Origin of the sequence: Schaalia odontolytica (assembly GCF_002847525.1) — a bacterium.
Classification (GTDB): Bacteria; Actinomycetota; Actinomycetes; order Actinomycetales; family Actinomycetaceae; genus Pauljensenia; species Pauljensenia odontolytica_B.
In genome coordinates, this window is the sequence record NZ_PKKM01000001.1 from 233563 (window position 1) to 251389 (window position 17827).

Genomic DNA, 17827 nt, shown 5'->3' on the forward strand with positions numbered 1-17827 from the left:
ACGTACAATAATGAGGCTATGAGTGAATCAAATCCCCCCGGCAAGAGGCGCTTCTATCAGAACGTTCTCGACGCATACCGACTGACCAAACGCTCCTACCCGGCACTTCCGTGGATGCTTCTCGGAACGGCCGCAGCGGTCATTGCCATCTTCATGCTGGTGGCTTGGCTGACCAACATGTCATGGATCGGCTGGCTCCTCGTCGGCATCATGGGAGCGTTCACCGCAGCCCTTGCTCTTTTGAGCCTTCTGGCGCGCCGGGCACTCTATTCCCAGGTCGAGGAGACCGCTGGAGCCGTCAAGGTTGCGCTGTCACAGATTCAGCGCGGCTGGGTCATCCCCGAGCAGCCCATCGCCTACACCCGCGAGCAGGACCTCGTCTGGCGCATCGTGGGCCGCGCCGGTGTTGTCCTCATTTCCGAGGGCCCCTCATCGCGCGTGCGCCCGCTTCTGCAGGCCGAGTCGAAGCGAGTTGCGAAGGTCATGCGTAACGTGCCCATTCACCAGATTCAGGTCGGTCGCGACGAGGGGCAGGTCGCACTGAAGGATCTTCAGCGCGAGTTGCGTAAGCTCAAGAACATCCTGACTCCCGAGGAAGTTCCTCAGGTGTCCGCACGCATCAATGCGCTCCGATCGGGCGAGCCTCCCATTCCGAAGGGCATCGATCCTCTCCGCGCCAAGCCGTCACGCCGAGCGCTTCGCGGCAACTGAGCAACTGTCATAAGTGGGCAAGCACCGAGTGCTTGCCCACTTATGCATCCACAATACGAGACTCGTTCGACATGCATAGTATGCGCATGATTGCATATTCAGTACAGGATCACCGCTGAAACACGGATACTGAGGAACATAATCATGCACACGAAGAAGATTCTCGCCACGCTCACCCTGGCCGGCACAGTTACCACAATGGCGGCTTGCGCAGATCCGACGACAAGCAGCAATTCCGAGAACGCCCCGTCGGCAACCGCGTCACGCACGGCATCCTACGACGTGTCCACGATTCCGACCGTCGACGAGATTGCAGCACTCGTTCCTGACGACATCAAGAAACGGGGCACCCTGCGCAACGGAGCGTCAACCGGATACGCACCCGCCGAATATATGGACACCGACGGACAGACCCCCATCGGATACGACGTCGACATCAACAAGGCGCTCGCCAAGGTCATGGGTTTGAATGCCGGAGAAACGAAGCACTCGGAATTCCCGACGATCATTCCCGCTCTCGGCACGAAGTTCGACGTGGGCATCTCATCGTTCACCATTACCTCCGAGCGCGAGCAGCAAGTCAACATGGTCTCCTACCTGAATGTCGGATCCGCATGGGGCGTCGCCGCTGGCAATCCGAAGAACTTTGACCCGTCCGATCCGTGCGGCTCGACCATCGCAGTTCAGACTGGCACTGCTCAGGAGGAGTACGCGGCCACCCTCTCCGACGAGTGCGTTGCGGCTGGCAAGGAAAAGATCACCGTCATGCCTCACGAGCTTCAGACGGATATCGCCACCAAGCTGATCGGCGGTCAATACGACGCGACCCTCGCCGACTCAACGGTCATTGGCTACACGAGCTCACAGTCTGCCGGCAAGATTGAGCAGCTTGGCGACACCTTCGAGTCGGCGCCGCAGGGTGTGGCGGTCGCGAAGGATGATGCGCAGCTTGCCGAAGCGGTCCAGAAGGCCATGCAGTACCTCATGGACAACGGCTACCTCAATGACATTCTGGCGTCCTACGGCGCCGAGAATGCAGCACTGACGACAGCTGCACTCAACCCGAGCATCGACTGACTCGTGGCACACTACGCATAATATGCATTTAAATGCATATGGGTGCATAATGGTAGCAATCACGGGCTACGGCCCGCTCCCGTCGGAAGGCAGATCATGACTATCTCGAAGGCACACGCCCTCATCGTCCTCGCAGCCGCAGCTGCTCTCCCCCTCGCCGCCTGCGCGGATCCGACGTCGACCAACTCGTCGACCAGCGGATCGGACAGCTCCTCGGCCGCGGCAACCACGGCCTCGTACGACGTGTCGAAGATCCCGACCGTCGACGAAATCGCCGCGCTCGTTCCCGACGAGGTCAAGGAGCGAGGCACGCTGCGTAACGGCGCCTCCGCCGACTACGCGCCCGCGGAGTTCCTCGGTGACGATTCGCAGACCGCGCAGGGCTACGATGTCGACATCAACAAGGCGCTCGCCAAGGTCATGGGCCTGAACGAGGGAACGACCAACCACGCCGAGTTCCCGACCATCATTCCGGCTCTGGGCACCAAGTTTGACGTGGGCATTTCCTCCTTCACGATCACCTCCGAACGCGAGGAGCAGGCAAACCTCATCTCCTACGTTGAGGTGGGCTCCGCCTACGGAGTGGCCGCCGGCAACCCAAAGAACTTCGATCCGACCAACCCCTGCGGCAAGACGATCGGCGTCCAGACCGGCACAGCGCAAGAAGACTACGCAACCGAACTCTCCGAGCAGTGCGTTGCCAACGGCAAGGACAAGATCACCATCATGCCGCACGACCTGCAGACCGACATTACAACGAAGGTCATTGGCGGCCAGTACGACGCCACCTTCGCCGACTCGACGGTCATCGGTTACACCGCAAATCTCTCGAGCGGCAAGATCGAGCAGGTCGGCGGCGTCGTCGAGTCAGCCCCTCAGGGCGTGGCCGTCAACAAAAACGACGAGCAGCTGACGCAGGCCGTCCAGAAGGCGATGCAGTACCTGATGGACAACGGCTACCTGAAGGACATTCTGGCAACGTACGGCGCCGAGAACGCTGCGCTGACCACCGCCGAGCTGAACCCGGCGACGAACGACTGAGGATCTCATGGCAACCATCAAAAACGGCGTTGAGCTGATCGACGCGAAGCCGGTTCCCCGGCCGGGCAGGTGGGCGAGCGCAATCGTCGCGGCAATCCTTGCGGCGATGGCGGTCCACGCGCTGGTGACGAACACGAACTTTCAGTGGCAGGTCGTCTTCCAGTGGCTGTTCTCGCGTTCGATCATGCAGGGCGTGCTTTTCACGATCATTCTGACGGTCCTCGCGATGGTTGTTGGCACCGCCCTGGCCATCACGATGGCGATCATGCGTCAGTCCGTGAACCCGGTTTTGCGCTGGGTCGCGATGGCCTACATCTGGTTCTTCCGTGGGACGCCTATCTACACGCAGCTGATTTTCTGGTCGTTGCTTCCCACCCTGTATCCGACGCTGTCTTTCGGCGTACCCTTCCTCGGCTCACTGTGGGGATGGGAAATCACGTTTGATACGGCAACGTACTTCACGCCGTTTTGGATGGCATTCATCGGCCTCGGCCTGAACGAAGGCGCATACCTCGCGGAGATCATGCGTGCGGGTCTGCTGAGCGTCTCCAAGGGCCAGTGGGAGGCCGCCACAGCGCTGGGCATGCCGCGCGCGACGATCTTCCGTCGCATCATCTTGCCGCAGGCGATGCGTGTGATTGTGCCGCCGATCGGCAACGAAACCATTTCGATGCTCAAGACGACCTCGTTGGTCTCGGCGATCCCTTTCACCCTCGAACTAACATTCATCGCGCGTCAGCGCGGACAGGCGACGTTTGCACCGGTACCGCTCCTGATCGCCGCAGCGATCTGGTACCTCGTTATTACGAGTCTCCTCATGTGGATTCAGTCCTTTATTGAGAAGTACTACGGTAAGGGCTTCGAGCGTCGCGACAACGCCGGGACGGACTCCCCCGCCGCATCCTCCTCCACCGATGAGGATGACGAAGCCACAGCCACCAAGCTCAAGTTTTTGGATGTGACACCATGACGACCACGACGCCCATGGTCTCCGTTCGCGGAGTCCACAAGTTCTTCGGCGACCTACACGTCCTGCGGGGCATCGACCTGGATATTGCTTCCGGCGAGGTCTGCGTCATCCTGGGCCCGTCGGGCTCGGGCAAGTCGACGCTCCTGCGCTGCCTGAACATGCTCGAGGACATCAGCGCCGGACGCGTGTTCGTGGACGGCGAGCTGCTCGGCTACCGCGAGGACGAGAATGGCGTCCTGCACGAGCGTCACGATAAGGAGATCGCTGCTCAGCGTTCTCGAATCGGCATGGTGTTCCAGCGCTTCAACCTCTTCCCGCACAAGACCGCACTCGAAAACGTCATGGAGGCGCCCATTCAGGTCCTGAAGCGTTCAAAGAGCGAGGCACGCGCTCAGGCTCTTGAGCTTCTCGATCGAGTGGGGCTTGCTGATCGCGCGGACCACTACCCTGCCGAGCTGTCCGGAGGTCAGCAGCAGCGTGTCGCGATTGCCCGTGCGCTCGCCATGGATCCGGAGATCATGCTCTTCGACGAGCCGACCTCCGCGCTCGACCCCGAACTGGTCGGTGAGGTTCTCCAGGTCATGCAGGACCTGGCCGCATCCGGCATGACAATGGCGGTGGTGACGCACGAGATCGGCTTCGCCCGCGAGGTCGCCGACCAGGTTGTCTTCATGGATGGCGGCGTCATCGTCGAGGCCGGAGCCCCCTCCGAAGTCATTGACAATCCACAGTCGGAGCGCACGAAGGAGTTCTTCTCCAAGGTGCTCTAAGGCTTACGACGAGGCCGGGGCTGGGTGTTCCCAGTCCCGGCCTTTGTCGTCGCCGCGCCACAGTGGGCGTCGTCGTGGCGATGTTGCTGTCAGGTGAGGGTAACGAGATCCAGGTAGCTGTCGTCCCACAGGTCCTCATCCGCGTCGGGCAACAGCAGGACGCGCTCGGGGTTAAGGGCCGTGACAGCGCCAGGGTCGTGCGTGACGAGGATGACGGCGCCCTCGTAGTCGCGCAGGGCCGCAAGGATCTCCTCACGCGAGGCGGGGTCGAGGTTGTTGGTCGGCTCGTCGAGGAGAAGGACATTGGCACCCGAAACGACGAGGGTCGCGAGAGCAAGTCGTGTCTTTTCACCGCCGGACAGAACGGACACTGGCTTCTCGACGTCGTCGCCCTGGAACAGGAATTGACCGAGGATGTTGCGCACGTGCGTGTCATCGAGGGTTGGCGCTGCCTCGGCCATGTTCTCACGGATGGTACGGCTGTCGTCGAGGGTCTCGTGTTCCTGTGCGTAGTAGCCGAGCTTGAGCCCGTGACCGGGCACGACGCGTCCTGAGTCGGGTTCTTCGATGCCGGAGAGCAGACGCAGCAGCGTCGTCTTACCGGCGCCGTTCAGACCGAGGACGACCACTTTGGAGCCGCGGTCGATCGCGAGATCGACGCCGGTGAACACTTCAAGCGAACCGTACGACTTGGAGAGTCCCTCGGCGGTAAGAGGCACACGCCCCGAAGGAAGGGGATCCGGAAAGCGCAGGCGTGCGACCTTCTCCTGAGCAACCTCGGCACCGGCCTGGGCAAAAAGCTCCTCAGCGCGGCGCAGCATCTGTTGAGCTGCGACAGCCTTCGTGGCCTTCGCCCGCATTTTCTCGCCCTGCGCCTTGAGGTGCTCGGCCTTCTTCAGGGCGTTCGCGCGCTCCTTGCGGCGACGGCGTTCGTCTTCTTCGCGCTGCTTGAGATAGGCAGACCACCCCAGGTGGTAGATGTCCATCTGGGCTCGGTTGGCGTCCAGGTAGAACACCTGGTTGACGGTGTCGCCGAGCAGCTTGACGTCGTGGGAGATGATCATGACGCCGCCGGGGAATGTCTTGATCCAGTCACGCAGCCAGACGATCGAGTCGTGATCAAGGTGGTTCGTGGGTTCGTCGAGGAGCAGCACGTCGGCGTTCGAAAACAGCACGCGCGCGAGCTCGACACGGCGACGCTGGCCGCCCGACAGCGTGTCGAGAGTCTGGTCCAGGACACGGTCTTCGAGGCCGAGAGAGTGGGCAATCTGGGCGGCCTCGGCGTTGGCCGCCCATCCACCGGAGTTGGTGAACTGCTGGTCGAGCTTGACGTAGCGTTCCATCGCGCGCTGCTGACGAGCGCCCTCAGTCGTGGACATCTCGTGTTCAGCCTTGCGGATCCGCGCGATGATGGAGTCGATCCCACGTACCGAAATGATGCGATCACGTGCCTTCATCTGTGGGTCACCAACGTGCGTATCCTGCGCGAGGTAGCCAACAGTACCGTTGGAGGTGATTGTCCCCGTATATTCGGCTGCCCCACCGCGATCAGCTTCGCCAGCGAGAAGACGCATCGTCGTCGTCTTACCGGCACCATTACGGCCGACGAGACCGATGCACATGCCTTTATCGATGCGGAAGCTCGCATGGTTGACGAGCTCACGGGCGCCAATACGCAATGAAAAATCCTGGACGTTAATCACCCTCCAAGAGTAGAGGGAGGGGTGCCTGTGGGCGAATCAACCCACGCCGGTAGGCCCCCCGATGCGCGCTACCGCACGACGAACAGGCACAATGGATGCTGAGTATTACCGTTTTTTGATTCACCCAGCGAGGTTTCACACCATGTCTGACAGCCCCATTCCGTCTGGATCGGCGCGCCCCACGCGCGCCCTCGACATCGTCTCCGTTGCCTTCGTGGCGCTGCTGCTCATCTCGAATATCGCCGCGACCAAGGCGTTCATGCTCGGCACGTCCACGCACTATCTCATCTTCGACGGAGGCGCGATCCTCTTCCCGCTGACGTACATCATCGGCGATGTGCTCTCAGAAGTGTACGGATTCGCACGCGCGCGGCGCGTCATCATCATGGGTTTTGTTGCTTCGCTTCTGGCGTCCCTGACGTTCTTTATCGTTCAGTACCTGCCTCCCGCCCCCGATTACGAGAATCAGGATGCCTTCGCGGCTGTTCTCGGCGTCGTGTGGCACGCGGTTCTGGCATCACTCGTTGGCTACCTGGCGGGTCAGCTCCTCAACTCCTACGTACTTGTGTGGATTCGCCGCCGCTGGGGCGCGAAGCACCTGTGGGCTCGACTCATCGGCTCGACAATCGTCGGCGAAGCTGCAGACACGATCCTGTTCTGCACGATTCTGTTCTACGGCGAAATGACGCTGGGGAACTTCATCAACTACACGGTCACCGGTTACTTCTACAAGGTTCTCCTTGAGGTCGTCCTGCTGCCCCTCACCTACCCGGTCATTGCCGCCATCCGCCGCACCGAGGGCCTCAAGAAAGATGAGGTCTTCGACTGATGAATGAGAACTGGCTGTCCTCTCCCGCTCCCGAGCAACTCACTCCTTTCGAGGCCCCGGCCTCGTCGGGAGGCCACTCCCCCGACCGTGGTTTCACGATCGGACGCCGCCTCGACGCACACGGCGGTCTCGGGCGCACCGGCGTTGTGCATACAGCACACGGAGACATCCGCACCCCGGCCTTCATTCCCGTTGGCACGAAAGCGAACGTCAAGGCACTCACTCCCGAGATGGTGAGAGGACTGGGTGCGCAAGCTGTGCTCGCCAACGCCTACCACCTGTATTTGCAGCCCGGTTCTGACATCGTTGACGAGGCAGGCGGCTTCGGACAGTTCATGAACTGGTCGGGTCCCACCTACACAGATTCCGGCGGCTTCCAGGTGTTGTCGCTGGGCGCCGGCTTCAAGAAGGTTCTCTCCCAGGAGTTCTCCGGAAAAGCCGACCCAACCGACCCAAAGGTCCAGATGCAGGCCATCAAAGCCTCCAATGCGGTCGTCGACGACGACGGCGTGATCTTCTCCAGCCATATCGACGGCACGAAGCATCGCTTCAATCCCGAGGTGTCGATGGGGATCCAGCACCAGCTTGGCAGCGACATCATGTTTGCCTTCGACGAGCTCACGAGCCTCCTGCACCCGCGCTCCTACCAGGAAGAGTCGCTTGAGCGCACGCACGCCTGGGCGGCGCGCTGCCTCGCCGAGCACAAGCGCCTCACCGACGAACGCTCCCACAAGCCGTATCAGCAGCTATGGGGCGTCATTCAGGGTGCACAGTGGGAGGACCTTCGCCGATCGGCCGCACGCACGATGGCCGACATGGAAGTAGACGGCCAGCGCTTCGACGGATTTGGCGTCGGCGGTGCTCTCGAAAAGGAAAATCTCGGCACCATCGTGTCGTGGGTGTGCGAGGAGCTGGGCGAGGATCGTCCACGTCACCTGCTCGGTATCTCCGAGCCGGAGGATCTCTTTGCGGGTGTGGCCGCAGGGGCGGACACCTTCGACTGCGTCAACCCGTCACGCGTGGCGCGTAATGCAGCTATCTACACCCCCGATGGGCGTTTCAACATCACCAACGCCCGCTTCAAGCGTGATTTCACCCCGCTTGTCGAGGGCTGCGGATGCTACACCTGCACGCACTACACGCGCGCTTACCTCCATCATCTCTTCAAGGCCAAAGAGATTCTGTCGGCGACGCTGGCCACGATTCACAACGAGTGGTTTACCCTGCGTCTCGTTGACGGCATCCGCGCCTCGATTGAGGAGGGGTGTTTTGATGAATTCCGTTCTGATATGCTCGGCCGCTACGAAGCCGGTCGACGCCGCTAACAGTTGGGAGCAGCCATGAGCTTTAACGACAATATTCGCTTGGATCCATCCCGTGTCAGAACGTCCGGTGCCGGACGAAAGGTCGCGGGCGCCGGCGGAGGCTCCCTCCTCGGGGTTCTTCTGATTATCGGTTTTTCCTACTTCACGGGAATTGACCTGACGAGCCTCCTGTCGTCGTCGCCGCAGACCTCGTCCTCGTCTGGATCATCGGTGGACGTCTCCTCGTGTCAGACGGGCGCAGATGCGAACCAGCGCGTCGAGTGCCGTATGGTGGCGACCGCACAATCCCTCGACGCGGTGTGGAAGACGCAGCTCTCCACTCAAAACACCGGCGTGACCTACGAGCTTCCCGACTTCCAGATCTTCTCGGATTCGGTGTCGACCGCGTGCGGTAGCGCTACGAGCGCAGTTGGTCCGTTCTACTGCCCCGGGGACTCCACCGTCTACCTGGATCTCGGTTTCTTCAACGACATGGTCTCCCAGTACGGTGCCTCCGATTCCGTGCTCGCACAGGAGTACGTTGTGGCCCACGAGTGGGGGCATCACATCCAGAATCTTCAGGGAGTTTTCCGTGTCCACGACACGCGTGAGACGGGCGCACAGGGCGCCGGCGTCCGCAGCGAGCTGCAGGCGGACTGCTACGCGGGGGTGTGGATGCATTGGGCTTCGAATACTCCCGATCCCGCGACGGGGACGCCCTATCTGAAGACGCCCACCGCCGATCAGGTGCTGGGCGCGCTCCAAACCGCCGAAGCTATCGGTGACGATCGTTTGCAGACCAAGTACCAGGGCACCTCCAACCCGGAGAGCTGGACGCACGGTAGCGCCGAGCAGCGTGCGACGTGGCTGCAGCGTGGCCTCGACACGGGCGATATCTCGACCTGTGACACCTGGAGTGCGTCTCGGGTGTGAGGAATTCTGTGGCTCGGTACAATTGAGTGCGCCGATCCGCAGGAGGAAGACATGACACGCAGCATCGTTGAGCAAGCTCACGACATGTACGATGCGGTCCCCTACGAGGTGCCCGTTCCAGAGAAGTCCCTCTACAGCCTGTTAGATGATGCTGCGCGCCTGTACCCGGATCGGGTCGCCATTGATTACTTTGGCGCAACGACCACCTACTCACAGGTTCGTAATCAGGTGCTGAAGGCCGCGCAGGTCCTGCACGAGGCCGGGGTGCGCGCCGGGGATACGGTCGCTATCGCGCTTCCCAACTGCCCACAGGCTTTTGTCGCTTTCTATGCCTGCATGCGTATCGGAGCTGTTGCTGCGCAGCACAACCCGCTAGCGCCCACTGCGGAGGTTGCGGGGCAGTTGGCTCGCCATCGCGGTACGGTCGCAATCGTCTGGGAAAAGTGTGTCGACGCCTATCCTCTCGATGTCCTGAACACCGTGTTCACGGTGGATATTTCGTATGGAATGCCCGCCTCGCAGCGCTTCCTGCTCACGCTCCCCGTCGCTCGGGCACGTCAGACGCGCGACCAGCTGCGCGGGCCCGTTCCGTCGGGGACACGATCGTGGGACCGCGCTGTTGCCTCGTCGACTCCGATTGCGTCATCCCATCCGCTGCCGTCTGGGAGCGACCGCGCCGTCATCCTGCACACGTCTGGCACCAACGGCGTTCCCAAGTCCGCTCCCCTCACGCACCGCAACATCGGCGTCAACGTCAATCAGTGCATGTTCTGGGTGTGGAAGCTACACGAGGGCGCTGAGACGTTCTTCTCTCTGCTCCCCTACTTTCATGCGTTTGGGCTGACCTTCTTCCTGTGCGCCGCGGTCCGTAAGGCGGCGACGCAGGTCCTCCTCCCCAAGTTTGACGCACAGATGGCCCTCGACGCCCACAAACGTCGTCCGGTGTCTTTCTTCGTCGGCGTCCCTCCGATGTTCGAGCGCATCCTGCGCCAGGCGCGCAAGACGCACACGGACATCTCCTCCATCCGTTACTCCGTGGCGGGCGCGATGCCTCTGTCGACCGCGCTTGCTGAGCAGTGGGAAGAAGCCACGGACGGCATGATTGTCGAAGGCTATGGCCTGTCCGAAACCGCTCCGGTGCTCACGGGCGCTCCCCTGTCCGACAAGCGCCGCCACGGCGTGCTCGGGGTGCCCTTCCCTTCCACGCAGCTGCGCCTCGTCTCCCTCGAGGATGACACCGTTGACGTCGAGGACGGCCAGCCCGGCGAGATCATTGTGCGCGGGCCCCAGGTCTTCGACGGCTACCTCGACGCTCCGGACGAGAGTGCGCGCGTCTTCACCTCCGAGGGCTGGTTCAAAACCGGTGACATCGGAGTGAACAACGATGGGTTCATCACAATGGCGGACCGCAAGAAGGAGCTGATTCTTTCCGGCGGTTTCAACGTGTACCCATCACAGGTGGAGGCGGCAATTCGTTCCCATCCGGCCATCGCCGACGTCGCTGTTGTCGGTGTACCTGTGTCCGACGCGACAGAAGAGGTCGCTGCAGCGGTCATCATGGAAGACGGCAGCGCGCCACTCACGCTCGAGGAGGTGCGTGCCTGGGCTGAGAAGACGATCGCCCACTACGCACTCCCCCGTCAGCTGGTCGTCATCGCCGAGCTTCCCCGTAACCAGATGGGTAAGATCCTGCGCCGCAAGGTTGCTCAGCTCGTGCGCGAGAGGCTCGGACGCTGACTTCGTCTGGGTGGACTGCCGCCGAACGCTTCGGGTCTAGGCGGGCCACCAGATACGCACCAGGGGCAGGAGCGCCCGTGTTTCTTCATCCACCCGGTCGTACACGTCGGTGTACAGCCGCACGAAGTCGTCCAGGTCGATCAGGCGCACCGGAATATTCGAGCGATCAGCCTCCAGGCGTGCATCGCGGGTGAAGCCTCCCGTCGAGACGTAGAGGCCTCGGTCTCCGGGGCGCAGCCCGCCGATGAACGAACGAATTTCTGGCGTTCCCATCGCACTCTTGCGGTGTTTGACCTCAGCGACGATGTGCGGCGACTCGAGGCCGAGTGCGTCCGGCGTTGCGATGACGTCGCGACCACCGTCCGGTCCTCGTGCCGTGATGCGCGAGTAGTATCCCATCGCGCGCAGCAGGCCAGCGGTGAGCGCTTCCATCTGATCCCACTCGAGGTCAAGAACGCGGTCCTTGATGCGTTCGATGCCGTCTTCCGCCGATGCAGCCCGAGCATCATCATCGAGGCCAACAGGCTGCGTCTCGTCCACACGTGAGTTTTCGACCACCTGGACGTCACCGCTAGTGCGCTGGACCTGTGGCGCTCCTCCCCATCCCTGAACGCCTGCCGCACGGGCGAGCTCGGCCGCCACTTCCTCGGAGATTCGGAAGATTGTGGTGCCGGCGCCGAGGCGTGCGCGGGCATCCGTGGGCAGCGCATCACGGCTCGCTGCCCCGTACCACTGGACGGGACGCACGTAAGATACTTCGTCATCGGTGGACTCGTACCAGTCCCCGGTCACGCGGCCAATCAGGTACTCGCGAGTGCCGGGATCATAGGTCACGACGCGGGTGCCCTCCGTCATGTCCGCCAGGAAATGGTGCACCTGGGAGGCCGCAGAAATCACCGATGCGGCCGACTCTGTGGGATGAGCGAGCGCGTGTGCGTCGCGGAGCTGTTCGTAGCTCATACCGCGAACATCCCGGCCGCCAAAAGTCCAGCGGATCGCGACGATACCCGTGTCTCTCCACAGCTGTGCGTATATTCCGCCGTGGCCAGCCCGGACCATCCACACGCTCATGGCTACACCTCACCTTCTCTTGCTCCAATGTCGCCACGGTCACGTTACCGCGAATATGTGGAGGGCGCAGACGATAGGCGTTCGGATAGGGCAGTCCCTGCATAGATGCGTGTCCTCGGCGCCGAGGGGCACCGGGGACACACATCTTGTCACTTGTCAGACGTTGAAGCCAATCGCGCGCAGCTGCTCACGGCCGTCCGGCGTGATGCGATCCGGACCCCACGGCGGCATCCAGACCCAGTTGATCTGCACCTCGTCGGTGACCCCAGACAGGATCGTCTGTGCCTGACGCTCGATCACATCGGTGAGCGGGCATGCCGCGGATGTCAGCGTCATGTCGAGACGCACCTGGTTCTCTGAGCCAATAACGACGCCGTAGACGAGGCCGAGATCGACAATGTTGATGCCGAGCTCGGGGTCGATGACGTCCTTGAGGGCTTCCAGCACGTTTTCTGCGGCAAGCGTTCCCTGCTCGATGACGTCGGTGCCGTCGATCTGGCGAGTGGGCACCTCGGCGCTCGGAGTTTCCGGCTGGGCGGGCGCGCCGAAGCGTTGCTCAACCGGCTCAGACTGAGCCATCGGGTTACTCATTCCTGTTCCTTTACTGATCGGCGGGCTCGCCCGCAGTGGAGATATCGATACCAGACTTTGCCATCGCGTCGCGCAGCGCGTACCACCCCAGGAGGGCGCACTTGACGCGATTCGCGAATTGGGAGGTGGATTCCAGAGCGGCCGCGTCCCCCAGGTCGTCGAGAATTTCGTCGTCGACGCCGAGGTTGCGCGAGTGCATCATGACTTCCATGTCTCGGTAGAGACGACCGATTTCCTCGGCAGACTTGCCTTCGGTCAGGTCGGTCATCATGGACAGCGAAGCGCGCGAGATCGAGCAGCCGTCGCCGTCCCATTGGAGGGCAGCGAGGTGGTCGCCGTCGAGCGTGACTCCGAGGGTGACCTCGTCACCGCACGTGGGGTTGACCTGGTGCGAGGACGCGTCCATGCCCGACGGATCGCCCGCGCCGTGCTTCTCACGAGCGTGATCCAGGATCACCTGCTGATACAACTGTTCAAGACTGCCCATGGTTTCCTTTCGTACCCACCGATTGCTAGCAATTCTACTGACCGAAGAAGCCGCGCACCTTCGACAGGCCATCGACGAGGCGTTCGATTTCCTCACCGGTGGTGGTCGGAGCGACCGACGCGCGAGCGGAGGAGCGCACCTGGAAGAAGGTATGGAGTGGAATCGCACAGTGGTGTCCGACGCGAACGGCCACGTCCACGGAGTCCATGAACTGGCCGACGTCGTGCGGGTGAACCCCTTCCACCGCGAAAGCAACGACGCCGATTCGGTCAACATCTGAGTCGGGTCCCAGCACCTTGATCCCGTCAATCGACGAGATACCGTCGAGCATCATGGAAGTGAGGGCATGCTCGTGGGCCTCCACTCGGTCCATACCGAGTGTCGACAGGTAGCGCAGGGCCTCAGACCATGCAGCAATCTGTGCGACGGGCTGCGACCCTGCTTCGAAGCGCTCGGGCGGCGCCATGAAGGTCGATTCCTCCATGGTGACCCACTCGATCATGGAACCGCCGGTAAGCACTGGCGGCATAGCAGCGAGCAGCGAACGGCGTCCCCACAGTGCACCGGCACCCGTGGGGCCCAGCATCTTGTGGGATGAAAACACGGCGAAGTCAACGTCGAGCGTCGACAGATCCAGAGGTATGTGGGCACTGGACTGACAGGTGTCGAGGAGAATCAGAGCGCCGACGGAGCGAGCGGCCGCCGTCACGGCAGCAACGGGCGAGACGGCGCCGGTCACGTTGGATACGTGGGTAAACGCAACCAGTCGAGTGTTCGGTGTGATGACGGAGAGAGTCTCCAGGTCGATTCGGCCGTCGGGCGTCAGATCCAGCCACGCGAGCTCGGCACCCGTGCGCTCACACAGCTGCTGCCACGGAACGATGTTCGCGTGATGCTCGGCGCGGGTGCACACGATGCGATCGCCAGGCCCCACGCGCAGAGCGGCCGACTCCGAGCCTCCCATCCCCTGCGATGCGTGTCCCATGGAGAGAGCCACCAGGTTGATCGCCTCGGTCGCGTTCTTCGTCCACACGACCTCGTCGGGGGCGACGCCCACGAACGAGGCCAGGGTGCCCCGAGCGCTCTCAAAAGCGTCGGTCGCCTCGTCGCCGAGAAGGTGCGTACCTCGGTGGACCGCGCCGTTGCTACGGCGGTAGAAGTCGGCCTCGGCGTCGATGACGCACGCAGGCTTCTGCGAGGTCGCAGATGCGTCGAGGTACGCAATGGGCGCGCCGCCGCGCCCGACGCGACTCAGAATCGGAAAGTCCGATCGAATCGCGTCGAGCTCGGCGGCGGTGAAGTCCGTAGACACGGTGATCAGAGACCCAGGTACTTGTCGTAGCCGTTCTCTTCGAGCTCGTCGGCCAGCTCGGGGCCGCCCTGAGCGGCAACGCGGCCGTCAACGAACACGTGAACGTGGCTGGGCTTGATGTAGCGCAGGATGCGGGTGTAGTGCGTGATCAGCATGACGCCGCAGCCGGTCTCACCGTGGACGCGGTTGACGCCCTCGGACACGATACGCAGAGCGTCAACGTCGAGGCCGGAATCGGTCTCGTCGAGGACGGCGAAGGAGGGCTTGAGGAGCTCCATCTGAAGGATCTCGAGGCGCTTCTTCTCGCCACCGGAGAAGCCGACGTTGACATCACGCTCGGCGAAGTCGGAGTCCATGCGCAGGTTCTCCATGGAGCTCTTCATGTCCTTCACCCACGAGCGCAGAGCCGGAGCCTGACCGTCGATGGCGGTCTTGGCGGTGCGCAGGAAGTTGGAGACGGACACGCCAGCGACCTCGACGGGGTACTGCATGGCCAGGAACAGGCCAGCCTTAGCGCGCTCATCGACGCTCATCTCGGTGATGAGCTGGTCGTCGAGCCACGCCTCACCCGAGGTGATCTCGTAGTCGGGGTGACCGGCCAGAGCGTAGGCCATGGTGGACTTACCGGAACCGTTGGGGCCCATGATGGCGTGGATTTCGCCGGAGTTAATCGTCAGGTTAACGCCCTTGAGGATTTCCTTAGGGCCCTCGGCGGTCTCGACGGAGACGTGCAGATCCTTAATACGCAGAGTCGACATATGTATTCCTTACAGCTCAGTTGTTACGGGACTTGGCCAGCTCGGCCTCGACGGTTGCCATGAGGTGGTCAACCACCTCGGGGACGCCGATCTGATTGATCAGTTCGGCGAAGAAGCCGCGCACGACCAGGCGGCGTGCCTCGTGCTCAGGAACACCACGGCTCATCAGGTAGAACAGCTGCTCGTCGTCGAAACGGCCGGTCGCGGACGCGTGTCCGGCGCCTTCGATTTCGCCGTTCTCGATCTCGAGGTTGGGCACGGAGTCGGCCTTGGCGCCCTCGGTGAGCACCAGGTTGCGGTTGAGTTCGTAGGTGTCCGTGCCGTCAGCGGCCTCGCGAATGAGGCAGTCGCCAATCCACACCGAGTGTGCGTCCTTGCCCTGGAGGGCACCCTTGTAGGTGACGCGCGAGAAGCACTTCGGGTGGGAGTGGTCAACGAACACGCGGTGCTCGAGGTGCTGGCCGCCGTCCACGAAGTAGATGCCGAGCATGTTGAGCTCGGCGCCGGGGCCGCGGAAGTCGGTGTCGGCACACACGCGCACGAGGTCGCCGCCGAAGCTAACAACGATGTGCGTGAGCTTGGAGTCACGGCCGAGCGCCAGACGCTGGTTCGAGGCGTGCAGAACGGTGTCGTCCCATTCCTGGAGCGACACGACCGTCAGGTTCGCACTGTCGCCGGTCTCGACCTCGACGGTCTGGTTGAGCGCAGCCTGCGCGGAGCCGGTGTGCGACAGGATGACGGTCGCCTTGGAGAACTTGCCGGCGCGGATCACGAGGTGCTGCGCGCGCGTGCCTTCGACATCCGCGACGTTGATGCGCACGGGCGCGTCGAGCTCGGCCTCGGCCGGGATCTCGACGACGGTCGCCTGCTCGAATCCGTTCCAGGCAACGACCGCCGTGCGGTCGCCGGGGGCCAGCACGGTTCCAAGACGCTTGTCGTCGCGCGACACGGTTTCGACGACGACGGGAGCCGGAGCATCAACCGTCACGGGAGCGTCGCCGGCGTCGTAATTGGCAGGCTCAAACAGGCGCTCGATGCGACGCATCGGGGTAAAACGCCAGTCCTCTTCGCGGCCGTGAGGCACCGCAATATCGTTCAGGTCGAACGAGGTCGGACGGTCCGCGCGCGACGGGTGAGCCTTCTCGGCATCGGCCCCGTGCGAGTGGGCCTTGTTCATGGTGTCGACAATAGTGTTGGGGGTCGTCATCAGCCGACGGATCCTTCCATCTGCAGTTCAATGAGGCGGTTAAGCTCGAGGGCGTACTCCATCGGTAGCTCCTTGGCGATCGGCTCGACGAAGCCTCGAACGATCATCGCCATGGCCTCGTTCTCATCGAGGCCTCGGCTCATCAGGTAGAAGAGCTGGTCGGCGCTCACCTTGGTGACGGTAGCCTCGTGGCCCATCTCGACGTCGTCAGTGCGCACATCGACGTAGGGGTAGGTATCGGTACGCGAGATCTTGTCGACGAGCAGGGCGTCACACAGAACGTTCGACTTGGAGTGGCGGGCACGAGCGTTCACCTGGACGAGGCCACGGTACGACGTGCGGCCGCCGCCGCGCGAAACGGACTTGGACACGATCGACGAGGACGTGTGAGGCGCCATATGCACCATCTTCGCGCCGGTGTCCTGCTGCTGGCCGGGGCCTGCAAAGCCGATGGACAGGGTTTCACCGCGGGCGTGCTCACCCATGAGGAAGCAGGCCGGGTACTTCATGGTGATCGCGGCACCCATGTTGCCGTCGACCCATTCCATGGTGCCGCCCTCTTCGACGATCGCACGCTGGGTGACGAGGTTGAGAACGTTCGTCGACCAGTTCTGGATGGTCGTGTAGCGCACGCGGGCATCCTTCTTCACGAAGATCTCGATGACACCGGAGTGCAGCGAGTTCTCGTCGTAAATCGGGGCGGTGCAGCCCTCGACGTAGTGCACGTAGGAACCCTCGTCAGCGATGATGAGCGTGCGCTCGAACTGACCCATGGCGGAGGTGTTAATGCGGAAGTACGCCTGCAGCGGGATCGTCACATGGACGCCCTTGGGCACGTACACGAAGGAGCCACCGGACCAGGCGGCCGTGTTCAGCGCGGAGAACTTGTTGTCGCCAGCGGGCACACACTTGCCGAAGTATTCCTCGAAGATCTCGGGGTATTCGCGCAGGCCAGTGTCAGTGTCGGTGAAGATGACGCCCTGGCGCTCCAGGTCTTCCTGGATCTGCTGGTAGACGACCTCAGACTCGTACTGGGCGGCGACGCCAGAGACCAGACGCGACTTCTCGGCCTCGGGGATGCCGAGGCGGTCGTAGGTGTCGCGGATTTCCGCGGGGAGATCTTCCCAGTCGTTGACCTGACGATCGGTGGGGCGCACGTAGTACTTGAATGCATCGAAGTCCACGTGAGACAGGTCCGGACCCCACGCGGGCATCGGCTTGCGCTCGAACAGCTCGAGCGCCTTGAGGCGGCGCTCACGCATCCACTGCGGTTCGTCTTTCACGTCAGAGATGAAGCGGACGATTTCTTCGTTAATGCCGGTGGGG

17 protein-coding genes are annotated in these 17827 nt (G+C 62.5%); 9 read left to right on the forward strand and 8 right to left on the reverse strand.

Annotation, left to right across the window (positions count from 1 at the left end; genetic code table 11):
• Positions 1 to 18 precede the first annotated feature (18 nt).
• The 5 genes from CYJ22_RS01035 (at position 19) to CYJ22_RS01055 (ending at position 4569) form a co-directional block, all read left to right on the forward strand.
• Positions 19 to 711, forward strand: a complete 693-nt coding sequence (locus tag CYJ22_RS01035; RefSeq protein ID WP_101600407.1) for a DUF4191 domain-containing protein — start codon at positions 19 to 21, stop codon at positions 709 to 711.
• Between the two features lie 144 nt (positions 712 to 855).
• On the forward strand, positions 856 to 1788 hold the full coding sequence (locus CYJ22_RS01040) for an ABC transporter substrate-binding protein (protein ID WP_101600409.1): 933 nt from the start codon (positions 856 to 858) through the stop codon (positions 1786 to 1788).
• 96 nt (positions 1789 to 1884) lie between these two features.
• Positions 1885 to 2829 (forward strand): ABC transporter substrate-binding protein, encoded by a 945-nt coding sequence (locus tag CYJ22_RS01045; protein WP_007589081.1) that lies wholly within the window; start codon positions 1885 to 1887, stop codon positions 2827 to 2829.
• Between the two features lie 7 nt (positions 2830 to 2836).
• Positions 2837 to 3799 (forward strand): amino acid ABC transporter permease, encoded by a 963-nt coding sequence (locus CYJ22_RS01050; protein ID WP_101600411.1) that lies wholly within the window; start codon positions 2837 to 2839, stop codon positions 3797 to 3799.
• Positions 3796 to 4569, forward strand: a complete 774-nt coding sequence (locus CYJ22_RS01055; protein ID WP_007589050.1) for an amino acid ABC transporter ATP-binding protein — start codon at positions 3796 to 3798, stop codon at positions 4567 to 4569. The genes CYJ22_RS01050 and CYJ22_RS01055 overlap by 4 nt, the downstream gene beginning before the upstream one ends.
• An 89-nt stretch (positions 4570 to 4658) precedes the next feature.
• Here the strand turns inward: CYJ22_RS01055 and CYJ22_RS01060 are convergent, their stop codons facing one another.
• Positions 4659 to 6272 carry an ABC-F family ATP-binding cassette domain-containing protein gene (locus CYJ22_RS01060; RefSeq protein WP_007589083.1) on the reverse strand — a complete coding sequence of 538 codons (1614 nt, stop codon included), beginning with the start codon at positions 6270 to 6272 and terminating at the stop codon, positions 4659 to 4661.
• Positions 6273 to 6414: 142 nt separating this feature from the next.
• On the opposite strand from CYJ22_RS01060, the gene CYJ22_RS01065 reads away from it, so the two are divergent.
• Genes CYJ22_RS01065 through CYJ22_RS01080 form a run of 4 tightly spaced genes read left to right on the forward strand, consistent with a single transcriptional unit; the run spans position 6415 to position 11075 of the window.
• Positions 6415 to 7101: a queuosine precursor transporter gene (locus CYJ22_RS01065; RefSeq protein ID WP_101600413.1), complete on the forward strand. Its 687-nt coding sequence runs from the start codon at positions 6415 to 6417 to the stop codon at positions 7099 to 7101.
• Positions 7101 to 8426, forward strand: coding sequence for a tRNA guanosine(34) transglycosylase Tgt (gene tgt / locus CYJ22_RS01070; protein WP_007589039.1), 1326 nt, complete (start codon positions 7101 to 7103; stop codon positions 8424 to 8426). The genes CYJ22_RS01065 and tgt overlap by 1 nt, the downstream gene beginning before the upstream one ends.
• A 15-nt stretch (positions 8427 to 8441) precedes the next feature.
• Positions 8442 to 9338 carry a KPN_02809 family neutral zinc metallopeptidase gene (gene ypfJ / locus CYJ22_RS01075; protein ID WP_101600415.1) on the forward strand — a complete coding sequence of 299 codons (897 nt, stop codon included), beginning with the start codon at positions 8442 to 8444 and terminating at the stop codon, positions 9336 to 9338.
• 51 nt (positions 9339 to 9389) lie between these two features.
• Positions 9390 to 11075, forward strand: coding sequence for an AMP-binding protein (locus tag CYJ22_RS01080; protein WP_101600419.1), 1686 nt, complete (start codon positions 9390 to 9392; stop codon positions 11073 to 11075).
• A 36-nt stretch (positions 11076 to 11111) separates the two neighbouring features.
• Here CYJ22_RS01080 and CYJ22_RS01085 read toward each other — a convergent pair whose 3' ends face one another.
• From CYJ22_RS01085 to sufB, 7 genes are all read right to left on the reverse strand, one after another.
• Complete coding sequence (locus tag CYJ22_RS01085) at positions 11112 to 12146, reverse strand: restriction endonuclease (protein ID WP_007589118.1); 1035 nt, start codon at positions 12144 to 12146, stop codon at positions 11112 to 11114.
• A gap of 156 nt (positions 12147 to 12302) precedes the next feature.
• Positions 12303 to 12737: a metal-sulfur cluster assembly factor gene (locus CYJ22_RS01090; RefSeq protein ID WP_007589100.1), complete on the reverse strand. Its 435-nt coding sequence runs from the start codon at positions 12735 to 12737 to the stop codon at positions 12303 to 12305.
• Between the two features lie 10 nt (positions 12738 to 12747).
• Positions 12748 to 13224, reverse strand: coding sequence for a Fe-S cluster assembly sulfur transfer protein SufU (gene sufU / locus CYJ22_RS01095; protein WP_007589048.1), 477 nt, complete (start codon positions 13222 to 13224; stop codon positions 12748 to 12750).
• Between the two features lie 34 nt (positions 13225 to 13258).
• Positions 13259 to 14536, reverse strand: a complete 1278-nt coding sequence (locus tag CYJ22_RS01100) for an aminotransferase class V-fold PLP-dependent enzyme (protein WP_101600421.1) — start codon at positions 14534 to 14536, stop codon at positions 13259 to 13261.
• Positions 14537 to 14541: 5 nt separating this feature from the next.
• A complete protein-coding gene (gene sufC, locus CYJ22_RS01105; RefSeq protein ID WP_003792331.1) occupies positions 14542 to 15294 on the reverse strand; it encodes a Fe-S cluster assembly ATPase SufC in 753 nt (250 codons plus the stop codon).
• A gap of 16 nt (positions 15295 to 15310) precedes the next feature.
• Complete coding sequence (gene sufD, locus CYJ22_RS01110; RefSeq protein ID WP_007589052.1) at positions 15311 to 16501, reverse strand: Fe-S cluster assembly protein SufD; 1191 nt, start codon at positions 16499 to 16501, stop codon at positions 15311 to 15313.
• On the reverse strand, positions 16501 to 17827 hold a 1327-nt coding region (gene sufB / locus CYJ22_RS01115; RefSeq protein WP_101600423.1), incomplete at its 5' end, for a Fe-S cluster assembly protein SufB. The genes sufD and sufB, both read right to left, overlap by 1 nt.

Excerpts from the sequence above, each read along its gene's own strand:
- CYJ22_RS01035 (WP_101600407.1), top strand. The coding sequence starts at position 19 with ATGAGTGAATCAAATCCCCCCGGCAAGAGGCGCTTCTATCAGAACGTT.
- CYJ22_RS01040 (WP_101600409.1), top strand. The coding sequence starts at position 856 with ATGCACACGAAGAAGATTCTCGCCACGCTCACCCTGGCCGGCACAGTT.
- CYJ22_RS01045 (WP_007589081.1), top strand. The coding sequence starts at position 1,885 with ATGACTATCTCGAAGGCACACGCCCTCATCGTCCTCGCAGCCGCAGCT.
- CYJ22_RS01050 (WP_101600411.1), top strand. The coding sequence starts at position 2,837 with ATGGCAACCATCAAAAACGGCGTTGAGCTGATCGACGCGAAGCCGGTT.
- CYJ22_RS01055 (WP_007589050.1), top strand. The coding sequence starts at position 3,796 with ATGACGACCACGACGCCCATGGTCTCCGTTCGCGGAGTCCACAAGTTC.
- CYJ22_RS01065 (WP_101600413.1), top strand. The coding sequence starts at position 6,415 with ATGTCTGACAGCCCCATTCCGTCTGGATCGGCGCGCCCCACGCGCGCC.
- tgt (WP_007589039.1), top strand. The coding sequence starts at position 7,101 with ATGAATGAGAACTGGCTGTCCTCTCCCGCTCCCGAGCAACTCACTCCT.
- ypfJ (WP_101600415.1), top strand. The coding sequence starts at position 8,442 with ATGAGCTTTAACGACAATATTCGCTTGGATCCATCCCGTGTCAGAACG.
- CYJ22_RS01080 (WP_101600419.1), top strand. The coding sequence starts at position 9,390 with ATGACACGCAGCATCGTTGAGCAAGCTCACGACATGTACGATGCGGTC.
- CYJ22_RS01085 (WP_007589118.1), bottom strand. The coding sequence starts at position 12,146 with ATGAGCGTGTGGATGGTCCGGGCTGGCCACGGCGGAATATACGCACAG.
- CYJ22_RS01090 (WP_007589100.1), bottom strand. The coding sequence starts at position 12,737 with ATGAGTAACCCGATGGCTCAGTCTGAGCCGGTTGAGCAACGCTTCGGC.
- sufU (WP_007589048.1), bottom strand. The coding sequence starts at position 13,224 with ATGGGCAGTCTTGAACAGTTGTATCAGCAGGTGATCCTGGATCACGCT.
- sufC (WP_003792331.1), bottom strand. The coding sequence starts at position 15,294 with ATGTCGACTCTGCGTATTAAGGATCTGCACGTCTCCGTCGAGACCGCC.
- sufD (WP_007589052.1), bottom strand. The coding sequence starts at position 16,501 with ATGACGACCCCCAACACTATTGTCGACACCATGAACAAGGCCCACTCG.